Here is a 15,198-nt window from a genome sequence, read left to right on the forward strand (position 1 = left end):
CGCCGCGCCCTTCGCGGCTCAATGGCTCGCTCCGCTTCGCGGGATCATCGGGCGACGTTGGAGGCACCGACGATGGCTTCGAGTTTGCGCTGGTACGACGCGGCCGCCTCGTCGACGGACGTGCCGGACACGACGTCGGCGGTGGCCTCCTGCAGGGCGACCGAGACCTGCGGGTAGACGGCCAGCGGCGGACGGTACGCCGTGACCGGCAGCACCTCGTCCGAGACGAACTTCAGCATCGGATCGACCCCCAGCACCTGGTCGTTCACATCCGTGCGGGAGGTGATCCGCGCCGCGCCCGCGAGTTGCGCCGCCGTCGCCTCGGCCGAGTGCATGAACGACAGCAGTTCCCAGGCCGGCTTGGGATTCTTCGAGAACGGATTCAGCACCCGTACGGCGCCGCCCGACATGCTGACGGCGTCCTGGCCGCGGATGCCCGCTCCCGGGCGCGCGGCGGGGATCAGGGCGTACCCGACGTCAGCGTCCCGGTTCGCCATGGGCGCGACCCCGGCCTTGGGCTCGATCACGGCCCGCCAGAAGTAGTCGCCCTCCGCCAGGATGCCGATCTTGCCCTCGGCGAACCGTGCGAACGACTTGTCCCTGCCCTGCGCCTCCTGCTGCAGCTTCGGATCACCCAGCCCGGTGGTGTAGATCTGCCGGTAGAAGCCCAGCACATCCTTCAGCGCCTGCGACGCGCCGGTCCACTTGCCGTTCGCGTAGATCTCGGCGCCCGCGCCGGCCAGCAGCGGCAGCGCGCCCTGCATGGTCGTGGCCTCACCCATGGCCGTGCCCGCGTCGACCTGGATCGGGATGGGCACCCCGGCCCTCTTCAGCGCGGCGCCCGCGTCGAGGATCTCCTGCCAGCTCGCCGGTCGCCAGTCGGACGGCAGCCCGGCCTTCTCGAACAGCTTCCTGTTGTAGTAGAGGACCCGTCCGTCCGTGCCCTGCGGCAGGGCGTACCGCTTGCCGTCGAAGATGCCGAGCCCCTGCACGGCCGTGGGGATCTGCCCCCAGCCCTCCCAGGAGTCCGCCTCGGGCCCGGCCACCTCGGCCAGCGGCTTGACATATCCGGCCTGGGCGAACTCGCCGACCCAGATGCCGTCCAGGTCGATCACGTCCGCGCCGGTCCGCGACTTGAGGTCCAGCGCGATCTTCGTCTTGTACTGCTCGTCGTCGACGCCGCTGGGCTGGAAGAGAACGTGGACGTCCCGCCCCTTCGCCTTCTGCGCGGCCTCGAAGCGCGGGATCACCCACTGCTTGGTCCAGTCGGCGGACTCGGCGTTCTTGCCGCCGGAGATGGCGTTCGCGGTGATGACGAGGGTGATGGCGCCGTCCCCCGATCCACCGTCGGTCCCACACCCCGCCAGAGCCAGTACGGCTGCCGCCAGGATCACGAGCGCAGGCTTCATGGACGACCTCCCCGTCGAGGTTAGGACGTACAGACAAATCGACACTCGCACGTTATGACTTGGCGGTAAAGAACGAGTTTGCCTGGCCGGTAAGGGCTCGCGCGTTCCGGGCGGTTCGCCCTTAGCTGATCGGGAAGAGTGCAACCAGCGCCGCGACATGAGTAGGGTCGGTTCGTAACAACGCACGCTTGGAGGGAGTCGCGTGGCATCTCAGCAGGCCTGGATGAGCAACCTCTTCACGAACACGGGGTCGTCGTCGTTCACCGAGTTTCTCGGCGCACACGCACCGGATCTGCTGCCGACCCGCGCGCAGGCGCTGGCCGCTCCGGTCGGAGACCAGATCCCGCACGCGACCACGATCGTGGCCGCGACCTGCGCCGGAGGCGTGGTGATGGCCGGTGACCGGCGCGCCACCTCCGGCAACATGATCTCCCAGCGGGACATGGAGAAGGTCTTCCGCACCGACGACTACTCCTGCATGGGGATCGCCGGGACCGCGAGCACCGGCATCGAGGTGGCCCGGCTCTACCGCGTGGAACTGGAGCACTACGAGAAGATGGAGGGCCGCTCGCTCTCCACCGAGGGCAAGGCCAACCGCCTGGCCGCCATGATCCGCGGCAATCTCGCGATGGCGATGCAGGGACTGGTGGTCGTCCCGCTCTTCGCCGCGTACGATCCCGACCGCGACGCCGGGCGGATCTTCGGATACGACGTGGGCGGCGGGCCGTACGAGCAGCGGCAGTACCACTCGATCGGCTCCGGCTCGATCTTCGCGCGTGGTTCCCTGAAGAAGCTCTACCGGGAGGACGCGACCCCCGAGGACACCGTGCTCACCTGTCTGCAGGCTCTCTACGACGCCGCCGACGACGACTCGGCGACCGGCGGGCCGGACGTGACGCGGAAGATCTGGCCGGTGGTCTCGGTGATCACTGCGGACGGCTTCCGCCGCCTGTCCGACGAGGAGGTCGCCGAGTACGTCCATGGCATGCTCGACGCCCGGATGACGGACCCCGACGGCCCCACCGCCCCGCTGCGATAACTCGAAGAGAGGATCACCACCGGTGTCCATGCCCTTTGGATATGCCTCACCCGAGCAGATCATGCGGGACAGGGCGGAATATGCGCGGAAGGGCATCGCGCGAGGCCGCAGCGTGGTCGTCATGCAGTATGCCGACGGCATCCTGTTCGTGGCGCCCAACCCGTCCAAGGCGTTGCACAAGATCAGCGAGATCTACGACCGGATCGGTTTCGCGGCGGTCGGGCGGTACAACGAGTTCGAGTCGCTCCGCCTGGCCGGCATCCGCTACGCCGACATCAACGGCTACACCTACAACCGCAGCGACGTGACCGGCCGAGGGCTGGCCAACCTCTACGCCCAGCAGCTCGGCATGATCTTCACCGAGTCGATCAAGTCGCTGGAGGTCGAGATCGTGGTCGCCGAGGTCGGCGAGGACCCCGGGCGGGACCAGATCTACCGGCTCACCTTCGACGGCTCGGTCTTCGACGAGCAGGGCATGGCCGTGATCGGCGGCCAGGCCGAGGCGGTCGGCAGCCGGCTGAAGGAGCGCTACAGCGAGGGCCTGCCGCTCGCTCAGGCGCTCGACGCCGCGCTGTTCGCCCTCACCGAGCCGGGAGGCGAGCGCCCGTCCCCCACCCAGCTCGAAGTGGCGGTCCTCGACCGCAACCGCGAGCACCGCAAGTTCCTCCGGCTCACCGGTCCCCGTCTGCAGCGACTGCTCGAGGAGGCCGCTCCGGCCCCCGCGCCGCCCACCGAGCCCGCCCCGGCTCCCGCCCCCGAGACGGGGCCGCCCATCGGCCCCGAGGGCGAGATCGACACCGGCTCCGGCGAGTAAACGTTCCCGCGGCCGCGCCCCTCCGCGGGGCGCGGCCCCGACAGTGCCCGTCGCGTGCTCCGTTCGCGGGCTTCGGGAGCCCTTGAGGCGGTGTGCTCGGGTTGCTTCCTCGGTCCACCGCCGTGCCCTGCGCGGGCTCGTCGGCAGGGTGCTCGTCGGAGATCACGGGTAACGGACAAACCAAACCCGGGTTTCGCTAGTCTCATGCGGTTATGACGATATTCACGGACTTTACGACGTTCGGCGCGTGGCGGCGGGTGGGAGTTCCCGTCGCTCTGGCCGTTTCCGCCCTTTCGCTGGCCGCCTGCTCGGGCTCCTCCGGCTCCGCCGAACCCACGGCCACGGTCACGGTCACCGCACCCCCCTCCCCATCCGATGAGCCGTCCCCCGAGGCGTCACCGTCGTCCTCTCCCTCGCCCGAACCCTCCTCCACCGGTGTGTTCGACGACCCGGCGGACGACGACTGGCCGCCGATCTCGGACAAGACCCCGCCGATCTTCGGGGAGGTCTTCCAGTCCGACCCCGGGCACGATTTCACCAAGGGCATCAGCCCCAGCCGTGACGGCATCGTCCGCGGCGAGCTCCGGACCATGCAGGACGCGAACGTCGCGGAGTACGTCCCCATCAAGTTCGTCAAGGACCCGAGCAGCGGCCAGGGCCGCTTCGAGGGGCCGAAGGAGGGCGATGCGATGGCCTTCGCCGCGCCGATCGCCAAGAACGTCGTCTTCCTCAGCGCCGTCGGCTGTGACGGCAAGGACCAGACGATCAACAACCAGTACGTCGGCACCCAGAGCTGCTCGCGGGACAAGCTCATCTCCCGCGCGGTCAAGGGCGGCCTGTACGCGCTGATCACGGTGAAGAACCACCAGATCGCCAAGGTCGTCGAGATCTACGCCCCGTGATCGGGGTACGGCTACCGCCGCGCGCCACGCCCGCGGTAGCCGTACGTCGACACACCTGTGACCTATCCCTATCCGCTCGTCCCCTTCGAGGAATAGGGTGAGGTGATGGATCGTCGCATCTTCGGGCTGGAGAACGAGTACGGCGTCACCTGCACGTTCAGGGGGCAGCGGAGGCTGTCACCGGACGAGGTCGCGCGGTACCTGTTCCGGCGAGTGGTGTCCTGGGGCCGATCGAGCAACGTCTTCCTCCGCAACGGCGCACGTCTGTATCTCGACGTGGGCAGCCATCCTGAATACGCCACCCCCGAGTGCGACAACGTCGTGGAGCTCGTGACCCACGACAAGGCGGGGGAGCGCATCCTCGAAGGTCTCCTCCTGGACGCCGAGAAGCGGCTCCGGGAGGAGGGCATCGCGGGGGACATCTACCTGTTCAAGAACAACACCGACTCCGCGGGCAACTCCTACGGCTGCCACGAGAACTACCTCGTCGGCCGGCACGGCGAGTTCGGGCGGCTGGCCGACGTGCTGATCCCGTACCTCGTCACCCGGCAGATCATCTGCGGCGCGGGCAAGGTGCTGCAGACGCCGCGCGGTGCGGTCTACTGCGTGTCCCAGCGGGCCGAGCACATCTGGGAGGGCGTGTCCTCCGCGACCACCCGGTCCAGGCCGATCATCAACACCCGGGACGAGCCGCACGCCGACGCCGAGCGGTTCCGCCGCCTGCACGTCATCGTCGGCGACTCCAACATGAGCGAGACGACGATGCTGCTCAAGGTCGGCGCCACCGACCTGGTGCTGCGCATGATCGAGGCCGGCGTCGTGATGCGCGACCTGTCGCTGGAGAACCCGATCCGGGCCATCCGCGAGGTCTCGCACGACATGACCGGGCGGCGCCGGGTCCGCCTGGCGAACGGCCGTGAGGCGTCCTCGCTGGAGATCCAGCAGGAGTACCTCCTCAAGGCGAAGGACTTCGTCGACCGCAGGGGTGGCGACGAGACGAGCAAGCGGGTGCTGGAGCTGTGGGAGCGCACGCTCCGCGCGGTCGATACCGGCGATCTCGACCTCGTCGCCCGCGAGATCGACTGGGTCACCAAGTACCAGCTGATTGAACGTTACAGACGGAAGTACGACCTTCCGCTGTCGTCGCCGCGGGTCGCCCAGCTCGATCTGGCCTACCACGACGTCCACCGCCGGCGGGGTCTGTACTACCTCCTGCAGCGGCGCGGCTCGGTCGAGCGGGTCGCCTCCGACGTCCGGATCTTCGAGGCGAAATCGGTTCCGCCGCAGACCACACGGGCCAAGCTGCGCGGCGAGTTCATCCGCAAGGCCCAGGAGAAGCGCCGTGACTTCACCGTCGACTGGGTGCATCTCAAGCTGAACGATCAGGCGCAGCGGACCGTGCTCTGCAAGGATCCTTTCCGCAGCGTTGACGAGAGGGTCGACAAGCTGATCGCGGGCATGTGATCTCTTTACGCCGGGCGGACGGCGGGTTCGGGTAGGGTTACCCGAACCTAGCTGTCTGTCTAGAGGAATCCACATGCGTCGCCGTACGGCAGTACTCGCCGCTCTACCCTTGATATTCGCCGCGGCCTGCGGAACCGCCCAGAAGACCGACTCCGGGGCGGCTCCGGCGGGAGGCTCCGGCATCAAGGTGACCGGGCAGGCCGACCAGAAACCCACCGTGACGTTCCCGTCCGGCAAGCCGCAGTTGACGTCCTCCTCACAGAAGATCATCGAGGGTAACGGCACGCCGGCCAAGGACGGCGACGTGCTCACCGCCAAGGTGACCGTCTACAACTGGGACGGCAAGGACAACAAGTCGCCCGGTTCGGACTACGACCAGAACAAGTCCGAGTTCGTCACGGTCAGCCCGCAGCTGCCCAAGGCGCTGCACGAGGCCCTCGTCGGTTCCAAGCCCGGCGGCCGCGTCCTCGCGGTGATCGCGAAGGACAACCTGACGGAGGACCAGCTCGCCTCCGCCAAGCAGCAGGGCACCGACTTCGCCACCACGTCGCAGGTGCTCGTGGTCGACGTGGTCTCGGCGGCGGCCAAGGCGGCCCAGGGTACGGCGACCGACCCCGGCGTCGAAGGGGTCAAGCTGGTCAACCCGGGCGGCGACAAGGCTCCGACGCTGACCACCAAGACCAACGCCAAGCCGCCCAAGGGCCTCGTGGTGAAGACCGTGATCGAGGGCAAGGGTCCGAAGGTCACCGCCGACCAGATGGTCCTCGCGCACTACACCGGCAAGATCTGGGGCACGGACAAGCAGTTCGACTCCAGCTGGGAGCGCGGCGAGCCGACGACGTTCGCCCTCAACCAGGTGGTGAAGGGCTGGTCGCAGGGCCTTACCGGCGTGCCGGTCGGCAGCCGCGTCCTGATCACGATCCCGCCGGACCTCGGGTACGGCAAGGAGGGCAACGCCCAGGGCGGCATCAAGGGCACCGACACCCTCGTCTTCGTCGTGGACGTCCTCGGGGCCGCCTGAGTCCCGGGTCACGTCGTGACGGCGCGCCGGAGGCCCATCGCCTCCGGCGCGCCGTCGCCGTTCGCGCTGCGGGAGAGTCCGCCTCACCCCGGCATGAAGGCCGGAGCGCTACCGACGAATCGTGTAGCTGTCGCCGTACACCTTCCACTTGAGCGGCGGCACGAGGTCGAGGTTGCCCGCCCTGAGGAAGACCCGCTGCGCCGTGTCCACCCGGCTGGTGTCGCTGTGCGCCTCCTCGGTCTTCATCGCGGCCTTGCGCGCGTCGAGGAACGCGTTGAGGTAGGCGACCTCGTCTCCGCCCTGTGCCGGCGTCCTGGCCTTCTTCATCGCGGTCCTGCGGATCCCGCCGAAGCTGACGCTGTCGCCGCCGGGCCCGTGCATGACCATGGCGTCGTAGTAGACGAACTGGCCGAGCGCGCGCAACCCGTCCTTCTTGGCCTGCCGTACGGCGGGGGTGAAGTAGACCCGGTCGCGCTCGTCGTTCTGCGCCCGCTGGAACGCCTTGTCGGCGGCGGCCCTGCGCCAGGCCCTCATGAAGGCGGAGCCGAGGCCCTTGTGCGAATCGGTGCCGTTGACCTTGCGCAGTGCCGGAAGGTATCGGGCGAGCACGTTCCCCGGCACGCGCTCGGTGTAGAGCGCGACGAGGTCGAGCATGTCGCCCGTCCCTGAGCAGAACCCGATGATCCCCGCCGTGTAGCCGCGGCCGTCGTCGATGTCCTCGATGTACTTGTACTGGGCCTTCCAGTTCAGGGAGGAGTTCTCCGCGCTGGAGACCAGCCGCATCGCGATGTCCTTCTTGTGCGGATCGGTGAGGTCGGCGGCCTCGGCGCCGACGACCCTGATCTCGACGGCGGGGCTTTGGGCCGCGGCGAGCTCGGCCCGCACCGGGCCCGGCGCCGGTACGCGGGCCGAGACACGGGCCGAGACGTGGGCCGGAACCTCGGCCGTGAGTACGGCGGCCGCCGTCACCGTGAGCAGGAGGGCGGCTCGCCTGATGGCGGGATAAGGCATGGGGGTGGTCTCCGTTTCCCGCCCCTGTCTCCGGAGGGGAAGCGGGGGAGTGGGGGCGGATCGCATAGGGGGATATCCTGACAAAACTTAGTTAGGAAGGTTTCCTAATGAGAGCAGTATCGGTGTTCTCTGTCAACGACCTCCGGCCGGCCGTACGGGAGTGCCGGGGGCGGGAGGGACCGTACCGCCTGGATCGCGGCCGCCTAAACTCCGCCTGTGGGAAGCGACGAACTCGACGCCGTGGGCGTGCTGAACGATCCTCTCCGGCGTGAGCTGTACCGGTTCGTGGCAGCGCGGGGGCGGGAGGTCGGCCGGAACGAGGCGGCCGAGGCTCTGGGGATCCAGCGCACGCTCGCGGCCTTCCATCTGGACAAGCTGGCCGACGCCGGACTGCTCGAAGCGGACTTCCGGCGCCTCACCGAGCGGACGGGGCCGGGAAGCGGCCGTCCGGCCAAGGTCTACCGGCGGGCCAGGGGGGAGCGTCTCGTGAGCCTGCCTCCGCGCGACTACCGGACCCTGGCGCTGGTCCTGGCCGAGGTGGTCGACCTGCTCGGCGCGGACGAGCAGGCCGAGGAGGCCGCGCGCCGTGCCGGAGAACGGCTGGCGCGCGGCGCGTCCCCGGAGGGCGGCGGCGCCGTCGCGGAGGGGGGCGGCGACGCGGCCGACGGCGGCGCCCGTCCCGGCCTGGCCGCGCTGCTTGAGGATCGCGGCTACGAGCCGTACGAGGAGGAGGGCCGGATCCGGCTCCGCAACTGCCCGTTCCACGTGCTGGCCGAGCGGCATCCGCTGCTGGTGTGCTCGATGAACCTCGCGCTCTGCCAGGGGGTTCTCGCGGGCCTCGCCGACACGGGGACATCGGCCGAGCTGGACCCGCGTCCCGGGGAGTGCTGCGTGGTGTTTTCTAAAAACAATGAGAGTTGACATAGAAGCGCCGGGCGCGGAAGGCTGAGCGGCATGCATCTCGCCCAGCTGAACGTCGCGCACATGAGCGCTCCCCTGGACAGCCCGCGGCTCGCCGACTTCGTCGCCTCACTGGAGCCGGTGAACGCCCTCTCCGATGTCGCCCCCGGGTTCGTCTGGCGGCTCAAGGGAGGTGATCTGCCGACCGACACCGTCCAGCACGACTACGGAGACCACCTGCTCATCAACTTCTCCGTGTGGGAGTCGCGCGAGACGTTGTGGAACTTCGTCTACCGCAGCCCGCACCTTCCGGTCATGCGCCGCCGCCGCGAGTGGTTCGAGCGGGCGGCCGTGCCGTACACGGTGATGTGGTGGATCCCCGAGGGACACGTCCCGACGCTGGAGGAGGGGATGGAGCGGCTGGAACTGCTGCGCGCCAAGGGTCCGGGACCCGGCGCGTTCACCTTCAGGGACTTCTACGAGCCCGATGGCCTCCCCGCTCAGGAGTGACCGCCTGAGCCGCCGGACGTGAGCGGCCCTGGCTCAGGTGAGGAGGGAGGCGGCGTGCCGTCCGGCCGCCGCCGACGCCAGGAAGCAGGCGAGGTCCTCGTCGAGCCCCCGGCCCATGGTGGACAGCCGGACCGGGCTCTGCCGCAGCGCCTCGTACAGGCCGTCGACGGGCACGCGGATCAGCTCGTGCCGTACGGCGAGGGCCTGCGCCTGCGCGGTCACCCGCCTGCCGAAGTCGCCGGGCAGCTCCGGGAGCACGACCTGCGCCGGAGCGAGCGCGACCCGCCCGTACGCGGTGAGCGAGTGGTGCGACACCCCCAGATGCCGCTCCCGCAGGTCGCCCTCGCTGACCCGCAACGCGGCCACCGGCCGGCCGCCCAGCACGGCCGCGGCGTTGACGGCCTCGCCCGCCGAGACGCCGGAGAAGCCCCAGCGGGTGCCGGTACCGAGGTTGCCCGGCCCCTGAGCGACCACCGCGACGTCCGCGCCCAGCACGTGCCGGGCCGCGAGCAGGCCGGTGTGCAGGGTGACCGCCTCGACGTCGCCGCCGAACGCCTGGCCCGTGGTGACCACCCCGCACAGCCAGTCCAGCTCGCGCAACCGGGCGCACGACATCGAGAACCAGGCGGGAAGCGCGCCGCCGTCCGGCATGACGTACGCCACGCGGGGCCGCCCGCCGGACGGGGCGAGCTCGCCCGGCGCCGTCGCGGGAGATCCCGTACGGCCGGCCGCGAAGAGACCGCAGAGGACGGCGGGCAGCGCCGAGTGCAGATCCGCGACCACGACGGGCATCCCGTCGATCGAGTCGGCGTCTCTGAGGACAGCGTGGTGGGGCGAGTCCTGCTCGTCCGCGCCGAGGACCGTCGCCTGCAGCGGCGTGTACCTCGCCTTCACCAGATGGCCGGGTCCCGAAGGATCTTGCGGCAAACGGTCCGGAACGGCGACCACCATGGCGTAACCTCCCGTACCGAGGCCCATGGCGAGCGCGGTCGTGTTCAGCAGCACCGTGTCGCCGGGCTCAGGACGACCGACCAGCGAGGGATAGGCCAGCGCCCGGCACTCTCCCTCGGGGACGGAGACGTCCAGCTCCACGGCTCCCGGCCATTCCCGCCGGACCCGGAGCACCTCGCCCTTGCGCCATCTGATCACGTCGCAAAGGGTAGCGTTCAGCACGGAACACGGGCGCACGAAACCAGGCCGGAGGGGAGGCACGATGTCACGGCGGAAGACCGAGCGCCTGCTCAATCTGGTGATCTGCCTGCTCGCGACCCATCGGCCGCTGAGCGCAGAACAGATCAGGCACGCCGTCCCCGGGTACGACCCGGACAACGACGAGGCGTTCCAGCGCATGTTCGAGCGCGACAAGAACGAGCTTCGCGAGATCGGCATCCCCATCGAGGTCCACAAGGACCCCTGGGAGGAGGACCCCGGCTACCGGATCGTCCGCCAGGCGTACGAGCTGCCCGAGATCACCCTGGAGCACGACGAGGCGGCCGTCATCGGCCTGGCCGCGCAGGTCTGGCAGCGGGCCAGCCTGGCCGAGGCCGCCAGCGGCGCGCTGCTCAAGCTGAGGGCGGGGGGTGTGCGGGCCGATCTCGGCCCGAGCCCGCTCGAACTCCGGGTGGACACCCGCGACCCGTCGTTCCCCCCGCTGTGGGAGGCCGTCAGGGACCGCCGCGCCGTGACGTTCGGCTACCGGCGGGCGGCCGGGGAGTCGGTGCTGACCCGCGTCGTCGAGCCGTGGGGCGTGGTGAGCCGCCGCGGCAGGTGGTACGTCGTCGGCCACGACCGCGACCGGGGCGCCGCCCGCGTGTTCCGGCTTTCCCGGATCGTGGGCGAGGTCACCCCGCTCGGCCGGCCCGGCAGCGTGACCGTGCCCGAGGGCGTCGACCTGCGCTCCATGGTCGGATACCAGGAGATGGGCGTCGAGCGGGTGGCACTCATCCGGGTCCGCCAGGGCACCTGCCTCGGCCTGCGGCACGCGGCGCAGGCCCTCCGGACGGGCGCCGACGGCTGGGACGAGGCCGAGCTGACGTTCTCCGACCCCGAGTGGCTGGCCGGGTGGATCGCCAGCCTCGGCTCCGACGCCGTCGTCGTCGATCCGCCGGACGCCCGTGAGGCCGTGATCCGCCGGCTGAAGGGAGCGCTCCAGTGATCGAGGCTCCGCGCACCGCTGGGAGGGTGGAGAAGCGATGAGTTCCGATCGGCTGCCGCGCCTGCTCGCGCTGGTGCCGTACCTGATGTCGCACCCCGGCGCGGAGGTGCCCGAGGTGGCCGAGCTGTTCGGCCTGTCGGAGAAGCAGCTCATCGACGACCTCCAGCTGGTGTGGATGTGCGGCCTTCCCGGTCACACGCCCGGCGACCTGATCGACGTGTCCTGGGACGGCGGCGAGATCCTGATCGACAACGCCGACACGATCGCCCGGCCGCTCAAGCTCGGCGTGGACGAGGCGAGCGCGCTGCTCGTGGCGTTGCGCATGCTCGGCGAGCTCCCCGAGTTCAAGGACATGGACGTGCTCGGCCGGGTGATCGCCAAGCTGGAGAGCGCGGCGGGCGAGGGCGCGGCCACGGTCAGCGCCCAGGTCCAGGTCGAGATCGGCGCCGCGCCCGGCGCGCACGCCGTGATCACCGACGCGGCGCGGCGGCGCCGGAGGCTCTCCCTGCGCTACTACGTGCCGGGCCGGGACGAGATCACTCCGCGCGAGGTGGACCCGATCCGGGTCGTGCTCGTGGACGGCAGGCACTACCTCGAAGGCTGGTGCTACCGGGCCGAGGCCATGCGGATGTTCCGGATCGACCGGATCATCGAGGTCGAGGTGCTCGACGTGGCGGCCGACCCGCCGGCCGAGGCCGAGACGATGGATGTCACCGAGGGGGTGTTCCGGCCCTCCGAAAGTGACGAGCTCGTGGAGCTGGAACTGACCCCCCTGGGCCGGTGGGTCTCGGAGTACTACCCCTGCGAGGAGGTCACCGAGCTGGGTGAGGGCCGCCTCCGGGTGGCCCTGCGCGCCCGCGACCAGTCCTGGCTCGTACGGCTCGCGCTCCGCCTCGGGGAGAACGGCAGGGTGGTCGCGCCCGCGTCCCTGGCCGACCAGGTCACCGACGCCGCCCGGCAGGCCCTGGCCAACTACGAATGCGTCGCCTGACCGGCGGCGACCTCGCGTCGTCGCCGGCGGCGGGGCGTGGGTACGATTGCGCAGCATGATCTGGATCTCCGCCTCGGTCGCGCTGGCCGTCATCGGCCTCGCGGTGCTCGGCGTCCTGGCGTCCCGGGTCCTCGTCGCGGCCCGTGGTCTCAGCCGGGAAATCGACAGAACGCGACAGCGGCTGGAACGTCACTCCGGCGATTTTCGGGTGGGGATCGGGACCAACCAGGACGGGCATGGGTGAAGACTGCGCACAACAGCGCGTACGATCGGGCTGAGGTACTCCGCTGCGTTTGGTAAGGATGCGTTATGGGCAACTTGGGCCCCACCGAGCTGATCATCATCGGCATTGTCGTCCTGCTGCTGTTCGGCGCCAAGCGGCTGCCGGACACGGCGAAGGCGCTGGGTCAGTCCCTGCGCCTGTTCAAGCGGGAGACCGCGAAGCTTCGCGACGAGGACGCGGACGCCACCGTCGTCAAGGCGCAGGCCGAGCCGGCCCCGCCCCAGCAGGTGACCGCGGCCTCCTCGGTCGAGGATCGGCTCCGCGCGCTCGAGGAGGAGAACCAGCGCCTCAAGGCCGCCTCCGAGCCGACCGTCAACGGTGTGCCGCTCTCCCAGGCACAGAAGAAGGACCAGTCGTCCAGCTGAGACCCACCGCGCGGTAAGGATCCCTAGATGGCGCTGCTGAAGCGGTCGAGCGCGGAGGTCCCCTCCGACGACGACGGTCGCATGACGCTCATGGAGCATGTCCGTGAGCTGCGTAACCGGCTGGTCAAGATGATCCTGGCCGTGGTCGCCGGGACGATCGTCGGTTTCGTGTTCTTCGACCCCATCTGGACGTTCATGACGGGGCCGTTCTGCCGGCTTCCGGAGGCGTACAAGCTCAATGGCGGCACCGGGTGCACGCTGGTCGTGCACGGTGTGCTGGACGGTTTCTTCATCAACCTGAAGGTCGCGGCGATCTTCGGTGTGGTCGTCAGCGCGCCGATCTGGCTCTACCAGATCTGGGCGTTCGTCACCCCCGGGCTCTACCAGAACGAGCGGCGATACTCACTGGGCTTCCTCGGCCTGGCCGTCCCGCTGTTCGGCGCGGGCGCCGCGCTCGCGTACCTCACCCTGGACAAGGGCCTCGCGCTGCTGCTGGGGTTCGTCCCGATGAACGCCGTCCCGCTGATCGACGTGGGCGACTATCTCGGGTTCCTGATCATGATGCTCGTCATCTTCGGGATCTCGTTCCTGATGCCGTTGCTGATGGTGTTCCTCAACGTCGTCGGGATCCTGCGGTTCAAGACGGTCGCCAAGCACCAGCGGATGATCGTCTTCGGGTTCTTCGTCTTCGCCGCGGTCGCCACGCCGAGCCAGGACCCGTTCACGATGCTGGCCCTGGCCATGCCCATGGTCCTGCTGTTCTTCGGCGCCGAGGGGATCATGTACTTCCGCGACCGCAAGCGTGACGCGGAGGAGGCCGCCCGCGCCACGGCCCTGGAAGAGGAACTCGACGGCTCTCCCGCCGCCTCCGACGACTGGTAGGCAGACGCCGGCTCGCCTCCGGGCGGGGCCGGATCGGCTGGTCCCGGGGCTCGACAGGGCTCGACGGGGGCGGATTCGTCCCGATAGGTTCCGGTTGTGCGCGGTGATCTCGTCGTCCTGGTGAACCCCACCGCCCGTGGCGGCCGGGCGCGACGCCTGGTCGATCCCGTCGTACGGCGGCTGCGCGACGGCGGACGCGAGGTCCGCGTGATCGTCGGCGCGACCGCCGAGGACGCGCTCGACCAGGCCCGTACGGCCGTCGCGGAGCGGCCGGACGCCCTCGTCGCCCTCGGCGGCGACGGGCTCGTGCACCTCGCGGTCCAGGCGGTGGCCGGGACCGATGTGCCGCTCGGCATCGTCCCGGCCGGGACGGGCAACGACATCGCCGCCGCGCTCGGCATCCCTGGAGATCCGCTGGCCGCGGCCGCCATGGTCGCCGGCGCGGGGGTCGTACGACAGGTGGACGCGGCGAGGATCGGCGGGGAGCGGTGGTTCGCCGGGGTGGTGGCCTGCGGCTTCGACTCCCGGGTGAACGAGCGCGCCAACGGCATCGCGTGGCCGCCCGGTATGGCGAAGTACCTCGTCGCGCTGGTCCAGGAGTTGCGTTCCTTCACCCCGATCCCGTTCAGGATCGTCCTCGACTCCGCCGACGGCGTCGAGGTGATCGAGCGTGAGGCGATGCTGGTGGCCGTGGCCAACACCCGCTCGTACGGCGCGGGCATGCGGGTCTGCCCGGACGCCCGGCCGGACGACGGCCTGCTCGACGTGCTCGTCCTGGGGGCAGTGCCCAAGGGGGAGTTCCTCCGTACGTTCCCGAAGGTCTACCGGGGCGGCCACGTGGGCCATCCGGCGGTCACCATCCGGAGGGCGACCCGGGTCACGCTGGAGGCGATGGACGTGGTCGCCTACGCCGACGGGGAACGTGTCGGGCCCGTCCCGGTGACCTGCTCGGTGGAGCCGGGCGCGCTTCGCGTCCTGGCGCCCGGTGCCCCGCCCGCGTGAAGGCGGTCAGCCGGTCGTGACCGGCTCGGCCACACCCCGCCGATTCGCCCCTGGGGCCAACGCGTCGACCTTGTGAGCCGCCTTCCCCATCAGCTCCTTCGTCGGCTCCGACCAGCGGAAGTGCCTCGACGCAAGTGATCTCCAAGTGGGCGGGTCCACGCTGTGCCCATGCACATGAGGACGATCGCCCGGTCCGGGGCTCTGTTCGCTCTGACCACGCTTCTCGCTGTCTCCGCCGGTGACCTTGTCGGCGGAGATGCCGCCCGCGCTGCCACCATCGCGGGGAACCCGACTCCGACTCCGGGGAACCCGACTCCGACTCCGGGCAATCCGACTCCGACTCCGGGCAATCCGACTCCGACTCCGGGGAACCCGACTCCGACTCCGGGCAATCCGACTCCGACTCCGGGCAATCCGACTCCGACTCCGGGGAACCCGACTCCGACTCCG

The 15,198-nt window shown here is 70.0% G+C and carries 16 protein-coding genes; 13 read left to right on the forward strand and 3 right to left on the reverse strand.

Annotation, left to right across the window (positions count from 1 at the left end; genetic code table 11):
- Positions 1-44: 44 nt before the first annotated feature.
- The gene (locus AB0I59_RS18460) at positions 45-1,409 is read right to left on the reverse strand and encodes an extracellular solute-binding protein (RefSeq protein ID WP_061255679.1); all 1,365 of its coding nucleotides are present in this window, start codon (positions 1,407-1,409) and stop codon (positions 45-47) included.
- 223 nt (positions 1,410-1,632) lie between these two features.
- Between AB0I59_RS18460 and prcB the strand changes: the two genes are divergently transcribed.
- From prcB to AB0I59_RS18485, 5 genes are all read left to right on the forward strand, one after another.
- On the forward strand, positions 1,633-2,448 hold the full coding sequence (gene prcB, locus AB0I59_RS18465; RefSeq protein WP_061255680.1) for a proteasome subunit beta: 816 nt from the start codon (positions 1,633-1,635) through the stop codon (positions 2,446-2,448).
- 28 nt (positions 2,449-2,476) lie between these two features.
- On the forward strand, positions 2,477-3,262 hold the full coding sequence (gene prcA, locus AB0I59_RS18470; RefSeq protein WP_061255776.1) for a proteasome subunit alpha: 786 nt from the start codon (positions 2,477-2,479) through the stop codon (positions 3,260-3,262).
- Between the two features lie 212 nt (positions 3,263-3,474).
- Positions 3,475-4,164, forward strand: coding sequence for a hypothetical protein (locus AB0I59_RS18475; RefSeq protein ID WP_061255681.1), 690 nt, complete (start codon positions 3,475-3,477; stop codon positions 4,162-4,164).
- A gap of 105 nt (positions 4,165-4,269) precedes the next feature.
- Positions 4,270-5,628 (forward strand): Pup--protein ligase, encoded by a 1,359-nt coding sequence (gene pafA / locus AB0I59_RS18480; protein ID WP_061255682.1) that lies wholly within the window; start codon positions 4,270-4,272, stop codon positions 5,626-5,628.
- A gap of 73 nt (positions 5,629-5,701) precedes the next feature.
- Positions 5,702-6,649 (forward strand): FKBP-type peptidyl-prolyl cis-trans isomerase, encoded by a 948-nt coding sequence (locus AB0I59_RS18485; protein WP_061255683.1) that lies wholly within the window; start codon positions 5,702-5,704, stop codon positions 6,647-6,649.
- A gap of 108 nt (positions 6,650-6,757) precedes the next feature.
- Here AB0I59_RS18485 and AB0I59_RS18490 read toward each other — a convergent pair whose 3' ends face one another.
- Complete coding sequence (locus tag AB0I59_RS18490; RefSeq protein WP_358134166.1) at positions 6,758-7,660, reverse strand: chitosanase; 903 nt, start codon at positions 7,658-7,660, stop codon at positions 6,758-6,760.
- Between the two features lie 216 nt (positions 7,661-7,876).
- On the opposite strand from AB0I59_RS18490, the gene AB0I59_RS18495 reads away from it, so the two are divergent.
- Both AB0I59_RS18495 and AB0I59_RS18500 read left to right on the forward strand, forming a co-directional pair.
- On the forward strand, positions 7,877-8,581 hold the full coding sequence (locus AB0I59_RS18495) for a helix-turn-helix transcriptional regulator (RefSeq protein WP_061255684.1): 705 nt from the start codon (positions 7,877-7,879) through the stop codon (positions 8,579-8,581).
- 33 nt (positions 8,582-8,614) lie between these two features.
- Positions 8,615-9,070 (forward strand): DUF3291 domain-containing protein, encoded by a 456-nt coding sequence (locus tag AB0I59_RS18500; RefSeq protein ID WP_082776879.1) that lies wholly within the window; start codon positions 8,615-8,617, stop codon positions 9,068-9,070.
- A gap of 33 nt (positions 9,071-9,103) precedes the next feature.
- On the opposite strand, the gene AB0I59_RS18505 is transcribed toward AB0I59_RS18500, so the two are convergent.
- Positions 9,104-10,219, reverse strand: a complete 1,116-nt coding sequence (locus AB0I59_RS18505) for a DUF3866 family protein (RefSeq protein WP_358134170.1) — start codon at positions 10,217-10,219, stop codon at positions 9,104-9,106.
- A 64-nt stretch (positions 10,220-10,283) separates the two neighbouring features.
- Between AB0I59_RS18505 and AB0I59_RS18510 the strand changes: the two genes are divergently transcribed.
- From AB0I59_RS18510 to AB0I59_RS18535, 6 genes are all read left to right on the forward strand, one after another.
- Entirely contained in the window at positions 10,284-11,225 is a 942-nt protein-coding gene (locus tag AB0I59_RS18510) for a helix-turn-helix transcriptional regulator (RefSeq protein ID WP_061255687.1), read from the forward strand.
- A 37-nt stretch (positions 11,226-11,262) separates the two neighbouring features.
- Positions 11,263-12,216: a helix-turn-helix transcriptional regulator gene (locus AB0I59_RS18515; RefSeq protein ID WP_061255688.1), complete on the forward strand. Its 954-nt coding sequence runs from the start codon at positions 11,263-11,265 to the stop codon at positions 12,214-12,216.
- 55 nt (positions 12,217-12,271) lie between these two features.
- Positions 12,272-12,460 (forward strand): hypothetical protein, encoded by a 189-nt coding sequence (locus AB0I59_RS18520; protein WP_061255689.1) that lies wholly within the window; start codon positions 12,272-12,274, stop codon positions 12,458-12,460.
- A 65-nt stretch (positions 12,461-12,525) separates the two neighbouring features.
- Entirely contained in the window at positions 12,526-12,864 is a 339-nt protein-coding gene (gene tatA, locus AB0I59_RS18525; RefSeq protein ID WP_061255690.1) for a Sec-independent protein translocase subunit TatA, read from the forward strand.
- A gap of 27 nt (positions 12,865-12,891) precedes the next feature.
- The gene (gene tatC / locus AB0I59_RS18530; protein ID WP_061255691.1) at positions 12,892-13,746 is read left to right on the forward strand and encodes a twin-arginine translocase subunit TatC; all 855 of its coding nucleotides are present in this window, start codon (positions 12,892-12,894) and stop codon (positions 13,744-13,746) included.
- A gap of 96 nt (positions 13,747-13,842) precedes the next feature.
- The gene (locus AB0I59_RS18535; protein ID WP_061255692.1) at positions 13,843-14,748 is read left to right on the forward strand and encodes a diacylglycerol/lipid kinase family protein; all 906 of its coding nucleotides are present in this window, start codon (positions 13,843-13,845) and stop codon (positions 14,746-14,748) included.
- Positions 14,749-15,198: the final 450 nt, after the last annotated feature.

Origin of the sequence: Microtetraspora glauca, from assembly GCF_040656155.1 — a bacterium.
Taxonomy (GTDB): Bacteria; Actinomycetota; Actinomycetes; order Streptosporangiales; family Streptosporangiaceae; genus Microtetraspora; species Microtetraspora glauca.

Excerpts from the sequence above, each read along its gene's own strand:
- tatC (WP_061255691.1), top strand. The coding sequence starts at position 12,892 with ATGGCGCTGCTGAAGCGGTCGAGCGCGGAGGTCCCCTCCGACGACGAC.
- AB0I59_RS18520 (WP_061255689.1), top strand. The coding sequence starts at position 12,272 with ATGATCTGGATCTCCGCCTCGGTCGCGCTGGCCGTCATCGGCCTCGCG.
- AB0I59_RS18500 (WP_082776879.1), top strand. The coding sequence starts at position 8,615 with ATGCATCTCGCCCAGCTGAACGTCGCGCACATGAGCGCTCCCCTGGAC.
- prcA (WP_061255776.1), top strand. The coding sequence starts at position 2,477 with ATGCCCTTTGGATATGCCTCACCCGAGCAGATCATGCGGGACAGGGCG.
- AB0I59_RS18460 (WP_061255679.1), bottom strand. The coding sequence starts at position 1,409 with ATGAAGCCTGCGCTCGTGATCCTGGCGGCAGCCGTACTGGCTCTGGCG.
- AB0I59_RS18510 (WP_061255687.1), top strand. The coding sequence starts at position 10,284 with ATGTCACGGCGGAAGACCGAGCGCCTGCTCAATCTGGTGATCTGCCTG.
- tatA (WP_061255690.1), top strand. The coding sequence starts at position 12,526 with ATGGGCAACTTGGGCCCCACCGAGCTGATCATCATCGGCATTGTCGTC.
- AB0I59_RS18515 (WP_061255688.1), top strand. The coding sequence starts at position 11,263 with ATGAGTTCCGATCGGCTGCCGCGCCTGCTCGCGCTGGTGCCGTACCTG.
- pafA (WP_061255682.1), top strand. The coding sequence starts at position 4,270 with ATGGATCGTCGCATCTTCGGGCTGGAGAACGAGTACGGCGTCACCTGC.
- AB0I59_RS18490 (WP_358134166.1), bottom strand. The coding sequence starts at position 7,660 with ATGCCTTATCCCGCCATCAGGCGAGCCGCCCTCCTGCTCACGGTGACG.
- AB0I59_RS18485 (WP_061255683.1), top strand. The coding sequence starts at position 5,702 with ATGCGTCGCCGTACGGCAGTACTCGCCGCTCTACCCTTGATATTCGCC.
- prcB (WP_061255680.1), top strand. The coding sequence starts at position 1,633 with ATGAGCAACCTCTTCACGAACACGGGGTCGTCGTCGTTCACCGAGTTT.
- AB0I59_RS18475 (WP_061255681.1), top strand. The coding sequence starts at position 3,475 with ATGACGATATTCACGGACTTTACGACGTTCGGCGCGTGGCGGCGGGTG.